The organism is Staphylococcus caprae, from assembly GCF_002902725.1.
Taxonomy (GTDB): Bacteria; Bacillota; Bacilli; order Staphylococcales; family Staphylococcaceae; genus Staphylococcus; species Staphylococcus caprae.
On the sequence record NZ_PPRT01000031.1, the window covers coordinates 21128 to 41724 of the forward strand.

The 20597-nt window shown below is 33.1% G+C and carries 19 protein-coding genes and 1 pseudogene; 12 read left to right on the forward strand and 8 right to left on the reverse strand.

Going from position 1 to position 20597, the window contains the following annotated elements; translation table 11 throughout:
• Window positions 1–3 precede the first annotated feature (3 nt).
• Window positions 4–1365: a branched-chain amino acid transport system II carrier protein gene (gene brnQ / locus CD155_RS06620; RefSeq protein ID WP_103212859.1), complete on the forward strand. Its 1362-nt coding sequence runs from the start codon at window positions 4–6 to the stop codon at window positions 1363–1365.
• A gap of 143 nt (window positions 1366–1508) precedes the next feature.
• A complete protein-coding gene (locus CD155_RS06625; RefSeq protein WP_103212860.1) occupies window positions 1509–2378 on the forward strand; it encodes a patatin-like phospholipase family protein in 870 nt (289 codons plus the stop codon).
• A 105-nt stretch (window positions 2379–2483) separates the two neighbouring features.
• Here the strand turns inward: CD155_RS06625 and CD155_RS06630 are convergent, their stop codons facing one another.
• From CD155_RS06630 to argF, 3 genes are all read right to left on the reverse strand, one after another.
• A complete protein-coding gene (locus tag CD155_RS06630) occupies window positions 2484–4049 on the reverse strand; it encodes a YfcC family protein (protein WP_103212861.1) in 1566 nt (521 codons plus the stop codon).
• Window positions 4050–4240: 191 nt separating this feature from the next.
• The gene (gene arcC, locus CD155_RS06635) at window positions 4241–5179 is read right to left on the reverse strand and encodes a carbamate kinase (RefSeq protein ID WP_002444864.1); all 939 of its coding nucleotides are present in this window, start codon (window positions 5177–5179) and stop codon (window positions 4241–4243) included.
• Window positions 5180–5200: 21 nt separating this feature from the next.
• Window positions 5201–6202, reverse strand: a complete 1002-nt coding sequence (gene argF / locus CD155_RS06640) for an ornithine carbamoyltransferase (RefSeq protein ID WP_002444862.1) — start codon at window positions 6200–6202, stop codon at window positions 5201–5203.
• A 501-nt stretch (window positions 6203–6703) separates the two neighbouring features.
• On the opposite strand from argF, the gene CD155_RS06645 reads away from it, so the two are divergent.
• The 3 genes and pseudogenes from CD155_RS06645 to fosB all read left to right on the forward strand — a co-directional run bounded on the left by CD155_RS06645 (window position 6704) and on the right by fosB (window position 8377).
• Entirely contained in the window at window positions 6704–6928 is a 225-nt protein-coding gene (locus tag CD155_RS06645; protein WP_002444860.1) for a 30S ribosomal protein S17e, read from the forward strand.
• 22 nt (window positions 6929–6950) lie between these two features.
• Window positions 6951–7622 (forward strand): annotated as a pseudogene (locus CD155_RS06650) (MBL fold metallo-hydrolase).
• A 317-nt stretch (window positions 7623–7939) separates the two neighbouring features.
• Window positions 7940–8377 (forward strand): metallothiol transferase FosB, encoded by a 438-nt coding sequence (fosB, locus tag CD155_RS06655; protein ID WP_103212862.1) that lies wholly within the window; start codon window positions 7940–7942, stop codon window positions 8375–8377.
• Window positions 8378–9007: 630 nt separating this feature from the next.
• Here fosB and CD155_RS13095 read toward each other — a convergent pair.
• Both CD155_RS13095 and CD155_RS06665 read right to left on the reverse strand, forming a co-directional pair.
• Window positions 9008–9187, reverse strand: coding sequence for a hypothetical protein (locus CD155_RS13095; RefSeq protein ID WP_256605019.1), 180 nt, complete (start codon window positions 9185–9187; stop codon window positions 9008–9010).
• A gap of 5 nt (window positions 9188–9192) precedes the next feature.
• Window positions 9193–9552 carry a hypothetical protein gene (locus tag CD155_RS06665; protein WP_002444851.1) on the reverse strand — a complete coding sequence of 120 codons (360 nt, stop codon included), beginning with the start codon at window positions 9550–9552 and terminating at the stop codon, window positions 9193–9195.
• 189 nt (window positions 9553–9741) lie between these two features.
• Here CD155_RS06665 and CD155_RS06670 point away from each other — a divergent pair, with 189 nt between their 5' ends.
• From CD155_RS06670 to CD155_RS06685, 4 genes are all read left to right on the forward strand, one after another.
• Window positions 9742–10098: a LysR family transcriptional regulator substrate-binding protein gene (locus CD155_RS06670; RefSeq protein WP_103212863.1), complete on the forward strand. Its 357-nt coding sequence runs from the start codon at window positions 9742–9744 to the stop codon at window positions 10096–10098.
• Window positions 10099–10224: 126 nt separating this feature from the next.
• The gene (locus CD155_RS06675) at window positions 10225–11103 is read left to right on the forward strand and encodes a 5'-nucleotidase, lipoprotein e(P4) family (protein WP_103212864.1); all 879 of its coding nucleotides are present in this window, start codon (window positions 10225–10227) and stop codon (window positions 11101–11103) included.
• Window positions 11104–11290: 187 nt separating this feature from the next.
• Entirely contained in the window at window positions 11291–12256 is a 966-nt protein-coding gene (gene bioB / locus CD155_RS06680; protein ID WP_103212865.1) for a biotin synthase BioB, read from the forward strand.
• Between the two features lie 171 nt (window positions 12257–12427).
• Window positions 12428–14014 carry a YSIRK-type signal peptide-containing protein gene (locus CD155_RS06685; RefSeq protein WP_103212866.1) on the forward strand — a complete coding sequence of 529 codons (1587 nt, stop codon included), beginning with the start codon at window positions 12428–12430 and terminating at the stop codon, window positions 14012–14014.
• Between the two features lie 239 nt (window positions 14015–14253).
• Here the strand turns inward: CD155_RS06685 and CD155_RS06690 are convergent, their stop codons facing one another.
• Together CD155_RS06690 and CD155_RS06695 are read right to left on the reverse strand one after the other, a co-directional pair.
• A complete protein-coding gene (locus tag CD155_RS06690; protein WP_103212867.1) occupies window positions 14254–14856 on the reverse strand; it encodes an NDxxF motif lipoprotein in 603 nt (200 codons plus the stop codon).
• 150 nt (window positions 14857–15006) lie between these two features.
• Entirely contained in the window at window positions 15007–16197 is a 1191-nt protein-coding gene (locus CD155_RS06695) for an MFS transporter (RefSeq protein ID WP_044466676.1), read from the reverse strand.
• A 142-nt stretch (window positions 16198–16339) separates the two neighbouring features.
• Between CD155_RS06695 and CD155_RS06700 the strand changes: the two genes are divergently transcribed.
• Together CD155_RS06700 and CD155_RS06705 are read left to right on the forward strand one after the other, a co-directional pair.
• Window positions 16340–17236 (forward strand): LysR family transcriptional regulator, encoded by an 897-nt coding sequence (locus tag CD155_RS06700; RefSeq protein ID WP_044466675.1) that lies wholly within the window; start codon window positions 16340–16342, stop codon window positions 17234–17236.
• Window positions 17237–17387: 151 nt separating this feature from the next.
• On the forward strand, window positions 17388–18260 hold the full coding sequence (locus tag CD155_RS06705; protein WP_103212868.1) for a hypothetical protein: 873 nt from the start codon (window positions 17388–17390) through the stop codon (window positions 18258–18260).
• Between the two features lie 325 nt (window positions 18261–18585).
• On the opposite strand, the gene CD155_RS06710 is transcribed toward CD155_RS06705, so the two are convergent.
• Window positions 18586–18798 carry a hypothetical protein gene (locus CD155_RS06710; protein ID WP_002444818.1) on the reverse strand — a complete coding sequence of 71 codons (213 nt, stop codon included), beginning with the start codon at window positions 18796–18798 and terminating at the stop codon, window positions 18586–18588.
• A gap of 383 nt (window positions 18799–19181) precedes the next feature.
• Between CD155_RS06710 and CD155_RS06715 the strand changes: the two genes are divergently transcribed.
• A complete protein-coding gene (locus tag CD155_RS06715; protein ID WP_044466672.1) occupies window positions 19182–20435 on the forward strand; it encodes an MDR family MFS transporter in 1254 nt (417 codons plus the stop codon).
• Window positions 20436–20597: the final 162 nt, after the last annotated feature.

The following is a 20597-nucleotide window of genomic DNA, read 5'->3' on the forward strand; positions in this document are numbered from 1 at the left end:
TTAATGATAAAAAACAAACTTACAATTAAAGAAAATATTTTTATTGGATCGATGTTGTTTGGTCTCTTCTTTGGCGCAGGAAACTTAATCTTCCCAATTCATCTAGGTCAAACAGCTGGTTCTAACGTATTTACAGCTAATTTAGGTTTCTTAATCACAGCTATTGGTTTACCATTTTTAGGAATTATTGCCATTGGTGTGTCGAAGACAAATGGTATTTTTGAAATTTCTTCAAGAGTGAGTAAAATCTATGCGTATTTATTTACTATTGGATTATATCTTGTGATTGGGCCATTTTTCGCATTACCGAGATTGGCAACGACGTCATATGAAATTGCGTTTTCGCCATTTATTTCACCAGGCCAAGGAAAAATTGTGTTACCGATATTTAGTATTCTATTTTTCCTAGCAGCTTGGTTCTTTGCCAGAAAGCCATCAAAAATCTTAGATTATATAGGTAAATTTTTAAATCCTGTATTTTTAATTTTACTTGGTATCATTGTTTTACTTGCATTTATTCATCCAATGGGTGGCGTGAGCCATGCGCCGGTGAGTCCACAATACAAAGATGGTGCGTTGCTCAAAGGATTTATCGATGGTTATAACACTTTAGATGCACTGGCATCTTTAGCATTCGGTATCATTATCGTGACGACGATTAAGAAATTGGGTGTGACGAACCCGAATACGATTGCTAAAGAAACATTCAAATCAGGAACAATTAGTATCGTCGGTATGGGGCTCATTTATAGCTTGCTTGCAATCATGGGTACGATGAGTTTAGGTAATTTTAAAGTTAGTGAAAATGGGGGCATCGCACTCGCACAAATAGCTCAACATTACCTTGGAGATTACGGCATCATTGTGCTGTCACTCATTATCATTGTGGCATGTTTAAAAACAGCAATCGGATTAATTACAGCATTTTCAGAGACATTTACAGAGCTCTTTCCTAAACAAAAATATATTATGTTTGCGACAGTAGTGAGTGTCTTAGCGTGTATCTTCGCCAATGTGGGTTTAACAAAAATTATTATGTACTCAACGCCAGTATTAATGTTTATCTATCCACTCGCAATTACGTTAATTCTCTTAACTTTAGCAAGTCCATTATTCAATCATTCTAAAGTAGTGTATCGATTTACAACATTCTTTACTATGATTGCTGCATTTATCGATGGTGTGAAGGCAAGTCCTGAATTCTTCGCCAAAACGAGTTTCGCCCGTTTCATTATTTCTTTAGGAGAAAAGTATTTACCATTCTTCACTATAGGAATGGGTTGGATAATACCAGCGTTAGTTGGGTTCATTATCGGATTCGTTGTATATAAAATACGAGGAAACAAACAACCTCAAACATATTAATGTAAGTAATAGAATTGAAGAAGCTATGTATACCGTGAATTGATAAGGTATGCATAGCTTATTTTTTGGATTAAAGTTTTAAAATTTGATTCTATGAAAAAGGGTAATTATGATAATGAAGAGTCATCACTCATAAAGGTGGAATGAAAGTGGTAAATCATAAAGAGAATTTAAACCATGCTTTAGTATTAGGCGGGGGCGGTTCACTCGCCATTGGTTGGCAATTAGGATATATTTCAGCTCTTGATCAAGCTGGAATAGACGTTAGACATTCAGATTTAGTCATCGGGACGTCTGGTGGGGCGCAAGCGGCAACAGGTATTACTTCAGATAAAAGTTGGGAAGTTATTTTCGAAGAACAAATTGCCCCAAAATCCAACGAAGAACCGCCAAGTCAGGACATGTCTGGGGTGTTCGCCCGTTATAATGAAATAGAGAAAAGCGCTAACACGCCAAAAGAATGGATTGAAAATTATAGTGAATATGCGCTAGAGGATAACAAATTTGATGAAAATGAACACATCAATAGATTAAAACACAGAATTAAAATCGAGGAATGGCCTCAAAATTTAATGATTACAGCTGTTAACGCCCAAAAAGCAGAGCGAGTCGCATTCACATCCGAATCTGAAGTGGATTTATATCGCGCGATGGCTTCAAGTGGCTCACTACCCGGTGTATGGCCTGCTACAACAGTTAATGGTCAGAAACATTTTGATGGTGGTTGCCATTCGATGGAGAATGCAGATTTAGCAAAAGGGGCTAAAAAAGTATTGATTCTATCAACAAACCTTCCTATTTCTACACCTTATCGATTAGACGATGCTATTAAAGAACTAGAAGATAATGGTGCAGATGTTAAATTGATTACGCCAAGTCAAGACGTATTCAATAAGTTAAATGAATTGGGTGGTAACACAGTGGATCCATCCATTCGACCAGAAATCGCAAAACTAGGCGAAGCACAAGGTCGCAAAGATGCAGAAATGATTAAGCAATTTTGGAATGAATAAAGATAAAATTTAGCGAGGTTAGGATTTCGACCTAACCTCGCTTTTATATGGCATCTTATAAAATCTGTGCTATCTCGGCACTTCATTTTCCGAAATTAAATATATCTAAGAATAAATCAATACTTGAGCGATGAGTAAACCGCCACCGAAGACGAGTACAAAGGCAACGACCGGCCAGACGAATCTCAACCAGTGGGAGTAGCGCATGTTGAGCATCTGTAAGGTTGCCATGACGAGTCCTGTTGGTGCAAGGAATAACATCGCATATTGACCGAATTGATAAGTTGTGACGATGACGAATCGAGGTATTCCAACCGTATCGGCTAATGGCGCAAAGATAGGCATAGATAACACTGCCAATCCAGATGATGATGGTACGATAAAACCTAAGAAGAAGAAAATCACTAATAAGACTATGATAAATAAAGGACCACTCATATGTTGCACGATGGAAGATGAGAAGTGCAAGATTGTGTCCGAAATTAATCCTTTATTTAATACTAAGTTGATACCACGCGCCAAACCAATAATTAATGATACGCCGACAAGACTTGATGCACCATTGACAAATGCATCGACTGTGCCTTTTTCGCCAAGACCATATTTACCCATTCCTGCTATAAACATAATGATAATCGTAAATATTAGGAACGCTGATGCCATAATTGGGAACCACCAGCCTTGTGTCATTACGCCCCAAACCATGATAGGGAATGGCAATACGAATAAGGTAAGTATGATTTTTTTACGTAAAGTGAATGTTGAAGAGCTATTCTGATCCATTACTGACCATTGCTTTTCAAATTCTGTTTTATCTTCGTAAGCATAAGAAGCTTTTGGTTCTTTCTTAATTTTTTTGCAGTACCAATAAAGGTAACTTACTACAAATATAGCTCCGACGATACATGCACCAATTCTCCAGTACAATCCATCTGTAAAGGTTGTTCCTGCAGCGTTAGAGGCGATGACCACTGAGAACGGATTAATCGTTGAAAATGTACTACCGATGTAACTCGCTAAAAAGATGGTGCCGACAGAAACGATGGAATCATATCCCAATGCGATGAAAATGGGGACGAGTACTGGATAAAAGGCGACGGCCTCTTCTTCAATACCGCATAATGTTCCGCCAAGTACCATTAAAATTGCTACAAAAGCGATGAGCATAAACTCGTGGCCTTTCGTCTTCTGAGTTAAGGCCAGTAGACCTGACTCGAACGAACCACTCGCCTGAACGACACCTATGAGTCCACCTAGAACGAGGATAAATACCATGATATCGACGGCTTCAATGGTACCCTTTACCATGCTGCTTGTAATTTGATCTAAACCAGCAGGATGTTGTTTAAGTCGTTCGTAAGTATTTGGTATCGATACGGGTTTATTAATAGCTCCCGATTTGAATTGTTCAATTTTAATTTTAACACCCATTTTATCAAGCTCTTTTTGTGTTCCTGGAACTTTTTTAACTTGATTATGAGGGTTTACGATTTTTAATTCTTGTGAAGCGGGTTCATATGATAATTTAGAATAAGCACCAGCGGGTATGAGCCACGTTGCTATCACGGCAACCACTGTGAGTAAGAATAAAATCATGAATGCGCCAGGCATCCGTAATTTAAATCGCTTCTTCTTTTTATTTGAATCGATAGCATGTTCCAATATTTTCATCTCCTTTTTTCTATATCATTCGAGAATCATGAAATTTATGCATATCTATAAAATATTTTCGTATTTTTCCAATAAAGAAGTGCACCCTGTATAGTTTGGGAGTAGATGGAAGAACAGGGTGCACAACTATGTCAGTATGAATAAAATGACCTGCAATTGATAGCACTCAATGTTCGTTCAATTAAAAGTCATCAAAATGATTTTTTAATTAAAGTACCAACTTTACCTTCGAGTGCGTTGTCTAATTGATCTAAGGAAGTGATTAATACACTACCTTCAGGATTGTTCTCAATAAATGAGATGGCTGATTCTATTTTTGGAAGCATACTACCTTTAGCAAATTGATCTTCTTTGACGTATGCATCTAATTCTTCAGGTGTGACAGTTTTAAGTGCTTTTTGATTTTCAGTGTTGTAATTAACATACACATAATCAATGGCTGTTAAGATAATAAGTTGATCACATTGAATATCTGCACCTAGTAATGCACTTGTTTTATCTTTGTCGATAACTGCATCAACACCTTTAAAGCTATCGTGTTGTTCGCGAATAACTGGGACACCACCGCCACCAGCTGCAATGACAAGCACATCATTTTCAATTAAAGTTTTGATACTTGCAAGTTCGACAATTGATTTCGGCTGAGGTGAAGGAACAACACGACGATAGCCACGTCCTGCATCTTCAACAAAGCTATAGTTTTTCTCTTTTTCAATGCTTTCAGCTGTTTCTTTATCATAGAAGAGACCAATAGGTTTAGAAGGATGACTAAACGCTGTATCATCGGGATCTACTTCAACTTGAGTTACTAATGTGACAACTTGTTTGTCTATACCAAGTGCGTGTAATTCATTTTGTAAGCTCTCTTGTAGTTGATAACCAATATACGCTTGGCTCATTGCACCACATTCAGCGAATGGAAAGGCAGGGCCTTGACCGTGTTCTGCAGCATAATTCAAACCTAAATTAATGCTACCTACTTGAGGGCCGTTACCGTGACTAATCACAATTTCGTGCCCTTTTGTAATTAGCCCCACAAGTGATTTAGCTGTATTCTTAACAAGTTCTAGTTGTTCTTGAGGTGATTTACCTAATGCGTTACCACCTAATGCCACTACGATTTTTGCCACTTGAATTACCTCCTGTCTGTACTAGAATTCACCTAAAGTAGCCACCATGACTGCTTTAATAGTATGCATTCTGTTTTCTGCTTCTTGGAATACTACTGAAGCGTCACTTTCGAATACTTCATCAGTGACTTCCATTTCAGTTACGCCATATTTTTCATAAATTTCTTTACCGATTTTAGTGTCAGTGTTATGGAATGATGGTAAGCAATGTTCAAATATTACATTTGGATTGCCTGTTTTTTCCATTAATTCTTTATTAACACGGTAAGGTTCTAATAATTTAAGACGTTCTTGCCATACTTCGTCAGGTTCACCCATTGATACCCATACATCTGTATAGATCACGTCAGAGTCTTTAACACCTTTATCGATATCGTCTGTGATAAGGATGTTGCCTCCATTTTCAGAAGCAATGCGTTCACAGCGGCTTAGCAATTCGTCAGTAGGATTTAATTCTTTAGGACAAACGAGGTGGAAATTCATGCCCATGATAGCGGCACCTTGCATTAATGCGTTAGCAACATTATTACGGCCATCACCAACATATGTGAAGTTAATTTCGGAGTAATCTTTCTTCAATACTTCTTTAGCAGTTAAGAAATCTGCGAGTACTTGTGTAGGGTGATCTTCATCAGTTAAGCCATTCCATACTGGCACCCCTGAAAATTCAGCCAACGTTTCAACTGTACGTTGAGAGAAACCACGATATTCAATGCCGTCATACATACCACCTAAAACTCTTGCAGTATCTTTAGCAGTTTCTTTTTTACCCATTTGTGAGCCTGTAGGACCTAAGTACGTTACATTTGCACCTTGGTCATGTGCAGCGACTTCAAATGAACAACGAGTTCTTGTAGAGTCTTTTTCAAAAAGAAGAGCAATATTTTTATTTTTAAGCATAGGCTTTTCAGTGCCTATGTATTTAGCACGTTTTAAATCTTCAGAGAGATTTAATAAAAATTCTACCTCTTTCTGTGAAAAATCTAATAAAGTTAGAAAACTTCTATTGCGTAAATTCTTCATTCTTTACAACTCCTTAAATTTGATTTCAAGGTCATTGTAAGCGTTAACTTATAATAATCAATAAAATTAAAAAGTTGTCATTTTTTATTAATAAATAATTGAAAACTTTTTTAAGATTTTAAGGAATTTGTGAAAAATTCACAAAAAAGGAGTATGGTGAAATTATATGTAATTTTAAAGTTGTGTATAATTGTATGAAATATTGTTTTAATTTAAGCGTTTAGAAGGTTTTAAATCACTGAAAAGTTTTAACGGTGAAATGATTAAAATATAAGTAATAAAAGAGGAAAATTAAATATGATATTTATGAGACAAGCATAGAACATGTCATTATAACGATACGTTCAAGCTTGTCTCTTTTCTTATATTAGAAATAACGTATGACGTATTTATGTAGGAATGGGACGTTTGATTTTTCGAAAAGAAGGGGATAATAAAATATTGACAGGACTATATTTAACACGAAAATGGGCATTTAAAATATAAAAGGCGGGGGTTCATATGAAGATTTTCAGATTAGACTATCAACACAATAAAGACATTGTTGACGAAAATATTTTAACTGTTTTTGTAGTGGCAAAAAACAAGGGGGAAGTTGACGCTTTCGCAAAAAAGTTAGGATATTCAATTGAAAAGATTACAAAATTAACGCATAAAGAATTTGATGAAGAAAAATCTAAAATCGAACACTATAGACTAGAACATGCTGATCAATATTTAGACTAATGTATTAAAGGTGGGGGATTGTATGGCTGAAAATGAAAACAATTTCGAAACATTAGATAAAGTAGCAAATGGTCTGTATGCGACGCCAACAACAGAACTCCCATTTGATAAACGATTTCGCTTCAAATCTTTCGTTCTTGAACGTTCAGAAGGGAATATTGTGATTTTCCATTCTGGTAGAATTGACGAAGCAGCAGATGATATTCAGTCACTGGGTGGCGCAGATCGCGTACTTATGAATCATGAACATGAATCGTTAGGTGGTCAAACGCATTTCAATGCACCTTACTATATTCACCAAGATGATAAAGAAGCTGTGACTGATACGCTTCAAGTTGCTGGAACGTTTAAAGACGGTGAAGAATTATATGACGATTTAGAGGTGATTCCTGCGCCTGGGCATACGCCTGGAACAACATTATATTTGTGGGATAACGGCGAACATCGTTATCTATTTACAGGTGATTTCCTCTGTTATGAAGGAGATGAGTGGCGCACAGTCGTCCTACCTTCAAGTGATAGAGAACAATCCATTAAGAGTCTTGAAATGATTCGAGATCTTGATTTTGATGCACTCGTACCGTGGGTTTCAATTGAAGGCGAATAACCCGTCTTCTTTATTAGTGATGAGAATGATAAACAACAACGTGTACAGAAAATCATAGATCGTGTTCGAAATGGAGAAAATACTTAAAACATAATATCAATCGTTAAGGTATATCCGGCTTAATGTTGGGTATACCTTTTTTAAATGAATCTCTAAAGATAAAATAACAATGTTTCATGCCCTTTCTATAGAGATATACATATGTTGAGGTGAAGCATCTTGCAAAATTCTAACCATCAAAATCGTAAAGTTAACTAGGTATTTTTAATATTAAACGTTTTTACATAGATAATATAAATAAATCAGGTACTTATGCTATCAATATAGAATTGAAGTTATAGTCGACAAAGTAATGGAGCATGTCAGATAAATGAATCAGTATATACAAATCGGATGGTGTTTTTATGGAAATTAAAGGTATTAATTATGTTTGCTTTTCTGTTAGTAATTTAGTTGTTTCAATAGAGTTTTATAAAAATGTTTTGAAAGGTGATTTATTAGTTAGTGGTAAGTCTACTGCGTATTTCAATATTGGTGGTTTATGGGTTGCTTTAAATGAAGAAGTTAATGTACCTAGAACAGAAATTAAATATTCTTATACACATATGGCATTTTCAATTAATGATAATGAATTTGAAGAATGGTACGAATGGCTCCAAAAACATTATGTGAATATCTTAGAAGGACGAGAACGTCATATTAAAGACAAAAAGTCTATTTATTTTACTGACCCAGATGGGCATAAATTAGAATTACATACGGGAAATCTAAATGATAGGTTAACTTATTATAAAGATGAAAAACCACATATGACTCTTTATAATGATGTATTAATTAACTAAATATGGATTTTTTAAATTTAAAAAAAGAAGCAGCAACGTATAGGAGTCACTGCCTCAAGACACACTTTGTATATATGTGTACTAAATAACCTTTCAATTATGAAGTATTAGGATAAGCGTTAAATGTCCTAATATAAATAAAGTAATCACAATAAATATCCAGCTAATAATTGTTATAAATATTTTTCTTTCTTTACTAAAATCAGGGATTTTATAAAGAGAAAAATAGAAAAATAAAAGAATACCAACAAACATGCCAAATATCGATAATAAGAAATTCCAAGTTATAGACATTTCTCCGATTATCATCAAAAAATAAGTAATTAGGATAACGAAAAATACTAATATTTCATATATTATAATTATCATTTGTATACCTCCAAGAGGAAAATCTATATTTATATTATTCCCTCTCAAAAGCCAATATAGATTTTGTTCGATATTACGAAATTTGTTAGTTTTTCTTGTCAGAGGTTAAAACAAAAGCCACAAAGAAAAATAAAGGAACTAGGGCAAATAACCGTATTGGTAAAGTATTTTGATTAAAAATTACAGGTAAAAAAATGTAGATAATAAAAGTTACTATTAAGCATATTAAATAAAATTTCTTTTGGTTTTTCATCATTAAACCTAGAGCAATAGAGCAATAAGTGCTCTTGCAACTACGTATCCTACGTTTTTATTTAAACCGGTATATTTATTTAATGTCTTAGCAATAGCATCACTTACATTACCTTCGAAGCATGTTAAAATATCACAAAATTTATTAATACCTTGATAGTGAAGCATAACTAACTTTCTACCAGACATACTTTCTATTTTTTTACATATTTATTCCAAGCTTTTTCACCAATTCTATGTACAGTAGCTCTAAGTGCTTTAGCACCTGCTTTAGCAGCTATAGTTGCTTTTCCTCGATTAGCTACTCCGTTTTTATAATTTGTAACTTGACCTTTTAATTGAGCAGTAGCTTTAGGGTCGTTTATGTCCCCTTTAGTCTCTTCAATAGCTTTTAATAAGTCATTACCAAGTTTTTTACGCTGTTGCGTCTCTTTATCAACTTCTTGCATAGTTTCAGCATTAGCTTTATGGGACTCTAAAGTAAAATATACAGGACCAGAAACGATGGCTGTGGCTACGGTAGCAGTAACTAACTTTTGCAAATGTTTTTTCATTTTAAAAATCTCCTTATAAATTTATTTCCCAATGAAAAACATTCCCAGTGAATAGGATATCATAATAAAAAATAATTTCTATAATATCATTGTAAAAATTTGATTAATTTTTCATTTTAAAAAATCAGTAACTACAATAAAACTACAATGATAATGAATAAAAATTAGAGACTAATACAAAAGAATGATATGATCCTTAAAAAAAGACAATTAAATAATGAGAACTTTATTTTGTTGAAAGGTAATATGACGTTACGCACAATTACGGACAAGTTCTTTAACGACTTTAATATAGTACCGAAACCAGTGATGGAAACAATTAATATAGATAATGCACTCTATTTAACAAACGCGGGTATTGGCCTTACGATTGTACCAGAAAGTGTGAAGAATAAGGCCACTCATGAAAACATACAATATTTCAAACTTGATGAAACACACTATAAAAATAATGTGGTAATTGCTTATAATAAAAATCGCGATATTTCAAAAGCAGCGAGTGTTTTTTTAAATCTCGCGAAGATGCGATTTAAAGAGCATATTTAAGATGTTTTATATACTTTTAGCTTAGCCAAAATATATCTAATATTAATATTCTGATGTTTCTAATTTAATTGTAAATACTATATACTTTAATTAGTATTTTTTATTAATTTTCAATGAGGTGAATATATGAATAAACTATCAAAGTATATTGCGACGGCGACGTTAGCAACAGCGTTTACTATTTCTGCACCACTTAATACATATGCGAGTGATTCACATGCAAAACAAGATGAGAATCATCAAACCACACAACAACAAAAGAATCCTAATCTTGGTTCGGAAAATATTATGGCTGTTTCTTGGTATCAAAATTCAGCAGAAGCGAAAGCATTATATTTACAAGGCTATAATAGTGCGAAAGTTCAACTAGACAAAGAGATTAAAAAGAATAAAGGTAAGAAAAAGCTCGCTATTGCACTCGATTTAGATGAAACAGTTTTAGATAATTCGCCATATCAGGGCTATGCAGCGCTTAATGATGCACCCCATCCACAAGGCTGGCATGAATGGGTCGCAGCAGCGAAGGCGAAACCAGTATATGGTGCGAAATCTTTCTTAAATTATACTAATAAAAAAGGTGTAGATATTTATTACATATCTGATAGAGATAAAGTGAAAGATTTTAAAGGTACGAAACAGAATTTAAAAAATATAGGGTTACCTCAAGCTACAGACAGTCATATTTTATTAAAAGGTAAAAGTGACAAAAGTAAGGAAACACGTCGTGAGAAAGTTCAAAAACATCATAAATTAGTCATGTTATTTGGTGATAACTTATTAGACTTCGCTGATCCTAAACAACCTACTGCTCAATCTCGCGATGAATTAATTCAGAAACATAAAGATGATTTTGGTAAAAAATACATTATTTTCCCAAATCCTATGTATGGTAGTTGGGAATCAACCATTTATAACAACAATTATCAAATAAGTAAAGCGCAAAAGGATCAATTGAGAAAGCAGTCTATTAAACAATTTAATCCTAAAACAGGCGACGTTAAATAACTTTTATAGTTTAAATAGGAATTTTATAGCTATGTCGGTGAATGATCTCATCGGTGTAGCTTTTTATTTTTGAAAGTGAGGTTTCAATCATGAAAGTATTAATGTAAACTTAACTATATAAAAAGTTTACATTAAAAAGAGTGTACATGTTGAACTTTAATTTTTCAGAAGTAAGGGGTTAAAAAGGATGAGTTTAAACTTAGCAGAACGCGTACTTTATCACGATGGGTTATCTCAAGATGAATGTTTGAAAATATATGAAGATCCCAATATTGATACTTTTGAATTACTCAATGAAGCTTACATTGTTAGAAAGCATTATTATGGTAAAAAAGTAAAATTAAATATGATTCTCAATGCGAAAAGCGGTATTTGTTCTGAGGATTGCGGGTACTGTGGACAATCTGTAAAGATGAAACAGAAGCAACGTTATGCATTAGTTGACCAAGATCAGATTAAAGCAGGGGCCCAAGTGGCTACAAATAATCAAATAGGGACATACTGTATTGTTATGAGTGGTCGGGGTCCAACCAATAGAGAAGTGAATCATATTTGCGAAACAGTAGAAGATATTAAGAAAATGCATCCACAATTGAAAATTTGTGCATGTTTAGGACTAACGAAAGAAGAACAAGCAGAAAAACTTAAAGAAGCGGGTGTAGACCGATATAATCATAATTTAAATACGAGTGAACGTTATCATGATGAAGTAGTAACTACACATACATATGAAGACCGGGTACATACTGTTGAAATGATGAAGGCCAATAATATTTCTCCATGTTCAGGCGTCATCTGTGGAATGGGTGAAACAAACGAAGATGTGATTAACATGGCATTTGCATTGAAAGAAATAGATGCGGACAGTATCCCAATCAACTTTTTACATCCGATTAAGGGAACAAAATTTGGTGGACTAGATTTACTGTCACCGATGAAATGTTTGCGAATTATAGCAATGTTTCGTTTAATTAATCCAACGAAAGAAATTCGAATAGCAGGTGGTCGTGAAGTCAATCTTCGGTCACTTCAAGCCATTGCCTTGAAAGCAGCTAACTCAATTTTTGTTGGAGATTATTTAATTACCGGAGGCCAACCTAACGAAGAAGATTATCGTATGATTGAAGATTTAGGATTTGAAATCGATAGTTAAGAAATTAATATAGATATTATCTTAACTAAGGCATGTTAACCATGTCCTATTTTTTATTGAAAATAAAACCGATAAATACTTAAAAATTATATTGAATATACATGCAACGTAAAGTAATATTAAATAAACGGAAATTTATACTGTAAATTTATTATATAATTGGAGGCTAACATGATAAAACAACACAAATTTAGTATTAGAAAATTTGCAGTGGGGGCAAGTTCAATCGTTATCGGAGGCATTATCTTTTTAAGTGGGCATGAGGATGTTTCCGCAGCAGAGCAACATTCTCAAACTGAAGGGGTACACACGACTACGTCATCGGGCAATGATGAAACACAAGTGTCAGATAAAGAATCAGAAATCAACTCGATTAACGGAAAAGATGTTTCAACGGTATCGACAAAGAAACCTCCTAAACTTTCGTCGCAACGAAGTTCATCGAAACTAGCAACAACGGTACCACATTCACTAAATCAAAGTGAGCCAAATCAAGGTTCATCTGATCATGATACTATAGCGCCACAAATTATAGATGTAGATATAGATAAGCATACATATGCGCCAGGTGAGACAGTGAAAGCACGTGTAACAATTAAAGAAGCAGGTCAACTCAGTGACGTATCAATCGGATTTTCCAACGACACACGTGTGGGAACGTCTTCAATCAATGAAATTGCAAAGCCTGAAAATATGCATAAAGGTCAAGATGGACTATGGACTGTAGATATAAATCTTAAGATTCCTGATAAAATTGGAGATACATCATTTAGCTTTGCAGCAGTTGTCGCTGACGATGCAAGTGGCAATGGAGATACTGTGGCGCCAGGTTTAGCTCCATCATCAATGAATACAGATCATCTTAAATTTAACATTAAGAATAAAGAAGCAGTGGATACAGAAGCACCACAAATTCTTGGCGTAACGGTTGATAAGAAGCAATATTACCCAGGTAATACAATACATGCACGTGTTCACATTAAAGATGCGAGTCAACTTAAAGAAGTTTCATTAGGATTCGTTAATGCACCTTACATAGGTTTAGATGGTATTAATAAATTTGCATATGCTAAAGATATGACACGTTTACCAGATGGTACGTGGATGGCCGATATTGCACTACAGATTCCTAAGAATATTGCTGCATCGACTTATAAATTTTCACATGTTAGTGCAGAAGATGAGTATGGTAATATTACTGCAGTCGTTGATGAATTGTCAGAAACTACAAATTACACTAATTTATCATTTGAAATTCTTCCTATGAATGAGTCTACTCAAGATCATCTTTCATCGACTCAACCCAATTTAGGCGCTTCTTCTGAAAATGATTATTCAAACACAGACATTAATAATAAAGATGATAGGAAAATTGAAAGTACAAAACATGAAAGTAAAGAAGACAGTACTTCAAATGAACTAGAATATCAACCATTAAAGAGTAATAAAAACTCAGAGTCATTTAAGGGAGTTAAATTAGCGACAACAACTAGAGAAAATCCTCAAGTGAATAAAAAAGTGAGAGATGATTCAGAAACACCGCAATCACATCAAGACGACACCAAAACGTCAATTTCGGAACCCCATGAAAAAGCTAAATATGAATACAAAGAAGAGAGTAAAACTGAAAAACAAGATCAAAACCTACCACAAGCAGGTAAAACTACTAAAAGTATCATTAGCTTTATTGCAGCTATACTATTAATCATAGGTAGCATATTTATATTAAGAAGAGAAAAACGACGTACAATAAAATAACACAAGATAAAGTCATTAAACGTGCATTTATTGAAGTTTATCAAACAAATAAACTACATAAGAAAGCCAATAAAATAGTTGAGGCAATACTCGCTTCCCTATAAATTGATAATACTGATGAATCATCGATGTATTTTACATATATGTTTCACGTAAAACAATAATAAGAATTAAAAAGCGCTCAAAGATAAAGGATTCTGTCTTTGAGCGCTTTTAAATAGTATCAACAATCAACTCATTTATTTATCATAAGCAATGGTTTTTATATCTTCTTCTTTTAAGAAATCTTCAATCTGTTTCTGCTCTTTACCATTAACATTTTTATCTGTATCAGCTAACTTACTTGCTTTTTTAACACTGTTCCCTTCCTTCGCAATGTTCAGTTCTTTTTTATAGAGTTGATCAACATGAGCCGTATAATCATTTATTTTTTTAGTATAGAGTTCATATTTATGATTAGGTAATGAATTATTATTAATATATTCATCAAATCTATGATTATTTTTGTGTTGTAAATCGACAATATGTTTAAATTTATTCAATTGTTTTTTCGATAACTTTTTCTCAGAGCTTATTTTATCTTGATATGGTTCTAAAGCATCGGTTAGTTTTCTATCACTATCCAAATAAAGTTTAATATCTTTTTTCATCGTTGGCTTAGAAATGTCTTTATCTTTATCAGTTTTACTAAATATCTTTTTTGGAATTTTAGTATTATGTATTGAGTGATGTTTATTATCAGAGTGATGCTTTGATTTGTGATTATCACTTGATTGATCTGAGCAACCGACAAGACCTAATGAAATAATGGCTATTGCTAATAGAATAGTTATCTTTTTCATAACAAAACTCCTTTATATCATTTTTAATATTATTATCTATATTTCATTTAACCTATTTTTCAGATACTAATCGTAAATTATTTTATAAAAAAACGGCTAACAATTTCATGACGAAACTGCTAACCGTATTATTTTCAAAAAACAAAGTGGCTATTCATTTTCTCTAGTTTTAAATGGTTTTGTGTGATGTCTACCATGAACAAAGAAGTAAATGATAATAGCAATAATAACTACGACTCCCATTAGAATATATAGGTTTCTGTAACCTAAGAATGGAATAATCATTCCAAGAATAAATGGTCCCATGCCTGCACCGAAGTCTGTAAAAATATAGAAAGTAGATGTAGCGAGTCCCATTTTATTAGGCGGTGATTGTTGAATCGCAATAGCTTGAGCAGTTGGCACGATGGTACCGTAACCGAAACCGATAAATGCTGCCGCAATTAATAATACTAAGCTAGAATGTGTGCAACCTAAGATAACGAGTCCTATCATAAAACTGAATAATACAGGGTACATGACTTTGTTTTCACCATAATTGTCATAAATTTTACCTGTAAACGGACGTGTAACAAATGTGACTACTGCAAAAACAACGAAAAAGAAACTTGATGCAGTAACTAAATTGATTTTTTCAGCATATATAGATAAGAATGAAAGGACGCTGGCATATGCGACACCAACGAGTACAATTACCATAGAAATAGGTAAAGCTTCTTTTTGTAAATAGGCATGAATACCTTTAGGTCGTTCTTCGTTTTCTGTTGTATTACCTAAGACAGGCAATTTTTTAATAAAGAACGTTAATATGAGTGCAACAACGATACTGATTAAACTAATTCCGAAGATAGATTCGAAACCTAAATTCTTATTGAAAACTAAACCTAAAAACGGACCAATTGCAGATGCTAATGTGACACTTAAACCATAATAGCCGATACCTTCGCCTTTACGATCTTCAGGAACAATTCGAGAAGAAATCGTACCTGTTGCAGTTGATGAAAATCCGAAAGCAATACCGTGAATTAAACGAATAAGCATCAATACCCATAAACTATTGATTGTGAAATAAAGTGCTACTGCAATTACAGAGAAAATCGTACCTGAAAGTAATACTAATTTAGGTTGCAGATTATCAATAATTCTACCTGAACCAAGACGTCCCGCTAACATACCTATGATGAATATACCAGCGGCTAAACCGCCAACACTTTCAGATGCATGATATTCGTCTATTGTATATTCAGTTATCGTGACGATTAACATGTAGTGAATTAAATACATAAAGAAATTCACGAACGTCACGGATAAAAAGTCCTTAGTCCAAAGACGTGTTTCCATTATTTCCCTCCTAAAATGATTGAATTTTCCCGTACATATAATTGTATTACCCATGTATTATAATAATTAATATTACTAATGTATAATTAGAATTAATGAAGTATTTATAAGCGTTACTAATACAAATGTGGGGAGTGAACACATGAATTTTGAACAACTTGCTTATGTAAAGACAGTTTATGAAATGGAATCGATGATACATGCTAGTGAGAAAATGCATATTAGCCAATCTGCGATGAGTCAATCAATTGCGAATCTTGAGAAAGAAATAGGTTATAAATTGTTTGAACGTTCTCGTAAAGGAACATTTTTAACTGAAGAAGGGCAACGACTTATACCATATATATTAGAAATATTAGAATCTCAAAATGATTTATTAGTAGAAGTTCAAAATATGAAAACAGATATTGCAGGTACATTGAAAATTGCGACGATACCCACACTTTTCCATAAAATTGTACCTAAAGCACTATCACATTTTAAAAATGATTATCCTCAAGTAGATGTCGAAGTTAAAGAAGCAGATCGTGAAGATATTGTAGATATGGTGGATAAAGGAGATATAGATATTGGTTTAATCGGAAAGCCAGAAACTGAAGAAAACACACTTCCAGTCAGAGAAATATCATTGAATCTCACAACAAAATTTAAGTTACTCGTTCCTAAAAAGTCTAAATTAACATTCAGGGACTACGTCAATTTAGAGGAAATACAAGACTATCCATTTATTCTATATGATCGTGGATTTTATCATCATCAGCTAAAAGAATTCGAAAAAACACATGGACCACTCAAAATCGTATTCAAAACTACAAATCCGATTGTATTGATGAGAACAGTTGCAGAGGGACTTGGGATAGGTATTGTCTCCAACTTAATGGTAGAAAATGAACACTTCTTTAATGATGAAATGATTGAAGCGGTCTCACTCGGAAAACCTTTCGATGCAGCTATATCGTTTTTAGCAGTAGTTAAAGATGGAAAACATAATGAGAAAACAATACAAGAATTTATTAATTATTTAAAAAATAATGAATAAGTGACATTATTACGTTAAAAAGAAAGAATAATTTTGTTAGTTATCTTACAAAATGAGTTCGCATTCAATAAATAATTTCATTATAATAAAATATATTTATAAATAAAGAAATTTACTACACCATGAAATAACATCGAGAGGATTCAAATGAATGAAAAAATTATTCGCCATCACAACAGCTTTGACACTATTTCTAGTCGCATGTAACTCAGATAATTCATCAGAACAGAAAAAGAATCAAAACAAAACAGAAACTAAATCCAAAAAGGAAAAATCATCCAACAAAACAAATTCTGAAGACAATACACAGACAAATCTTAAAGCTAAAGACAAAGTAGAGAATCTACCTGATAAAACAAAATTAGCGCTCATTTTTTGTGCTGATGATAAAGGCCATTATACACTTACTAAAAACAACATCTTAACCGGAGCATATAAAAATGACAAAGACGATCCCCGTATAATTAATCAATTTGTTTTAGTCAATTATCCTAAATTTTCAAATGCACCTGAAGGTATGAAGTTTTATTCAGTATATCCAAGTAATCATAGTTTCCAATCAATTGTTGGCATTAGTAACGATAAGATTATACTTGGTGGCTCGCAAATCCGTCTTCAAGATTATAAACAGTTGCTCAAACAGGGAAAGGAATATAGTACACAAGAAGTCTATGATAAAGTCAAAAAGAATAAAGCTTTACCAGAATTAGCTAATAAGATGCATGTAAGTAACCAATTACCAATAGCTAATGATGAATGGAAATATAACGGTTTATCTTATAGAGAAATGAAAGAAAAGGGTGTTATCATGGCTCACGGTAGTAGCCAAGTGTATCAATTTATTAATAATTTAGAAGGTCATCCATTAGATACTGATAAATATCTGTGGGACGTTGTGAATTGGCAAAAAGATGGTAATTGGAAAGTCAATTGTCGTAATAAATATGGTGAGATTGTAGCCACTTACACGACTGTTGATGGTAAAGTTGCTAAATTTGATGAAAATGGTAAACGAGTTAAATAGTTCTATCTAATATTACGTAATTTCATAAAGGAATAAATCTTATAGTCTGGTTCTCATACAGTGAGGGCCAGTTTTTCTTTTCATAGACAACAGTTAGGTACTTAAGCATGCCTTTTAAGAATAGTCATCCCCACATTACTCGATCATCTGATACGTTATTCAATGAATTGTTTTATCAAGGTAATTACATAGCTTCGTTGCAAAGTTATACACGACAGCTTATCTTATTATGTCTAATGTAAAATCAATATGTAAATTCAACAACTAACTCAACAAAATAAGATGGTTATTTCCTGGGGAATAGGTAAACGACCATCTTTAAATTTTAAGCATCTTTCTGACGTGCACGTTCTTTTCTGAAATTTTGACGTCTTTGTTCTTCTTTAGAAAGATAATTTGGATATTTTTCAGGATGTTGGTAGCCATCGATGGCGCCTTTAATCATACCTTTAATCAGACTTGCTATACCCTTTCCAATTCCAAAAACAAATCGAATCAAACCGTAAATCGCAAATATCCATAAAAAGATATAACCCATATTGAAACTCCTTTTTTCTTTTACAATAACATACTTCGATAAACAGAAAAGACAACTTTAGTGATGATTTTATCGATAAAATCGTATGAACAAATCGATTTGTAATAAAATTTTAAAGGTAAATAGCTTTTCCCTCATTAAGGAAGACTAACGGTATAGTGACGTTAGACTACTAGACCACTTATAAAACGAAGAATTCACGGAGTTTTTTCTTAATTTTTAGTAAATGTCTTAAATCCAATTGCATAGTTATTGAATAAATTACTATTTATGACATATTTTGAGAAATTAATATAACCAAAATTGTGACAGGGCAGGCTATAATTATTCATGGTGATTTCACCGCCCGATAAAACAAATAAAAATATAAAGGGGGCAATGAAATGAAGAAAATGAGCATCACCTTAAAAGTGAGATTGATATGTAGTTTTTTTGAGAACTTAATAACAATGGCATTTTTACCTTTTATGGCGCTATATTTATCTGATATGGTAAACCAAACTTTTTCGGGTGTGTTTCTCTTTATGTTAGTGTTACTTAACTTTCCGATTTCAATGATTTCAGGGCATATCATTGAACGGTTTCCTAAGAAACGTACCTTACTCATTTACCAAGTCATTTTATGTATAAGTTTACTCACGATGGCAGTAACAATTTCAAATCAACTTATATTTATTATTTTATTCTGCATCGCGTATTCAATATTTAGCATTTCATCCGGCATGGCACAGCCATTAATAGACACAATTATAATGGACGCGATTACACCAGAAGTTGAACATTACATTTATAAAGTGAGTTATTGGCTAACCAATGTGGCTGTGGCTTGTGGCGCATTTATTGGGGGAACAATGTATAGTTTGAATAAGTCAGCACTCTTTTTCATAGCTTTTGTTATTTTCACGCTTGTACTTTTCGCATTATACATTTGGATTCCTAATGATCAAAGTTATGTTTCAAACGCTGAAGAGAAAGAGATGCCTTTAAACCATACGCGTAGTTTGAAAGGCTTTTTACATCAATACCAGATAGTATTAAAAGACAAAATTTACATGTACTTAATTATAGGATCAAGCATTCTTATTATGGGTGAGTTATCTACTTCGTCTTATATTTCTATAAGATTAAAACAGGAATTTGAGACGATTTCTCTATTTCATATCCATATCGATGGGGTGAGAATGTACTCTATTTTAATTATGACGAATACGATTGTAGTTATAGCACTCACGTATTTTATTTCTAAGTACATCTTGAAAATGAACAATGAAAAAGCACTTCTCATTGGTCTTATCCTTTATGTTATCGGATATTCAGGCATTACATATTTAAATGAATTGAGTTTACTCATCATATTTATGATTATTGCAACATTTGGCGAAATGATTTATTCTCCTATTTTTGGAGAACAACGATATAAAGTGATACCCGCTGACAAAAGAGGAACGTATTCAGCGGTAAATGCGTTAAGCTTTCATTTTGCTAATTTACTTGCAAGATTTGGCATTATTTTAGGTGTATTTTTGAATTCCGTGGGCATGACGATTTATATGTTTGTACTTCTTATGGTAGGCAGTTTCCTATTATATGGAGGAGTTCGTCAATTTAATGGAAAAGCTTTAATCAAACAAAAATGATGTAAAACACATTCGATAACCTACTGAATTGCTCGTGATTAAACGCAAAAATTATTTATTAAGTTTTTGTAAAAATGTCATTCAAGCAATTGTTTTGATGTGTTTAAATGTACTAATATATAGCGTATCTAAAGAAATATGTAAGTTATATGTTAGTGAGTA

Bases quoted from the DNA above. Each gene is read 5' to 3' on its own strand.
- brnQ (WP_103212859.1), top strand. From the start codon at position 4: ATGATAAAAAACAAACTTACAATTAAAGAAAATATTTTTATTGGATCG.
- CD155_RS06625 (WP_103212860.1), top strand. From the start codon at position 1,509: ATGAAAGTGGTAAATCATAAAGAGAATTTAAACCATGCTTTAGTATTA.
- CD155_RS06630 (WP_103212861.1), bottom strand. From the start codon at position 4,049: ATGAAAATATTGGAACATGCTATCGATTCAAATAAAAAGAAGAAGCGA.
- argF (WP_002444862.1), bottom strand. From the start codon at position 6,202: ATGAAGAATTTACGCAATAGAAGTTTTCTAACTTTATTAGATTTTTCA.
- CD155_RS06645 (WP_002444860.1), top strand. From the start codon at position 6,704: ATGAAGATTTTCAGATTAGACTATCAACACAATAAAGACATTGTTGAC.
- fosB (WP_103212862.1), top strand. From the start codon at position 7,940: ATGGAAATTAAAGGTATTAATTATGTTTGCTTTTCTGTTAGTAATTTA.
- CD155_RS13095 (WP_256605019.1), bottom strand. From the start codon at position 9,187: ATGTCTGGTAGAAAGTTAGTTATGCTTCACTATCAAGGTATTAATAAA.
- CD155_RS06665 (WP_002444851.1), bottom strand. From the start codon at position 9,552: ATGAAAAAACATTTGCAAAAGTTAGTTACTGCTACCGTAGCCACAGCC.
- CD155_RS06670 (WP_103212863.1), top strand. From the start codon at position 9,742: ATGATCCTTAAAAAAAGACAATTAAATAATGAGAACTTTATTTTGTTG.
- CD155_RS06675 (WP_103212864.1), top strand. From the start codon at position 10,225: ATGAATAAACTATCAAAGTATATTGCGACGGCGACGTTAGCAACAGCG.
- bioB (WP_103212865.1), top strand. From the start codon at position 11,291: ATGAGTTTAAACTTAGCAGAACGCGTACTTTATCACGATGGGTTATCT.
- CD155_RS06685 (WP_103212866.1), top strand. From the start codon at position 12,428: ATGATAAAACAACACAAATTTAGTATTAGAAAATTTGCAGTGGGGGCA.
- CD155_RS06690 (WP_103212867.1), bottom strand. From the start codon at position 14,856: ATGAAAAAGATAACTATTCTATTAGCAATAGCCATTATTTCATTAGGT.
- CD155_RS06695 (WP_044466676.1), bottom strand. From the start codon at position 16,197: ATGGAAACACGTCTTTGGACTAAGGACTTTTTATCCGTGACGTTCGTG.
- CD155_RS06700 (WP_044466675.1), top strand. From the start codon at position 16,340: ATGAATTTTGAACAACTTGCTTATGTAAAGACAGTTTATGAAATGGAA.
- CD155_RS06705 (WP_103212868.1), top strand. From the start codon at position 17,388: ATGAAAAAATTATTCGCCATCACAACAGCTTTGACACTATTTCTAGTC.
- CD155_RS06710 (WP_002444818.1), bottom strand. From the start codon at position 18,798: ATGGGTTATATCTTTTTATGGATATTTGCGATTTACGGTTTGATTCGA.
- CD155_RS06715 (WP_044466672.1), top strand. From the start codon at position 19,182: ATGAAGAAAATGAGCATCACCTTAAAAGTGAGATTGATATGTAGTTTT.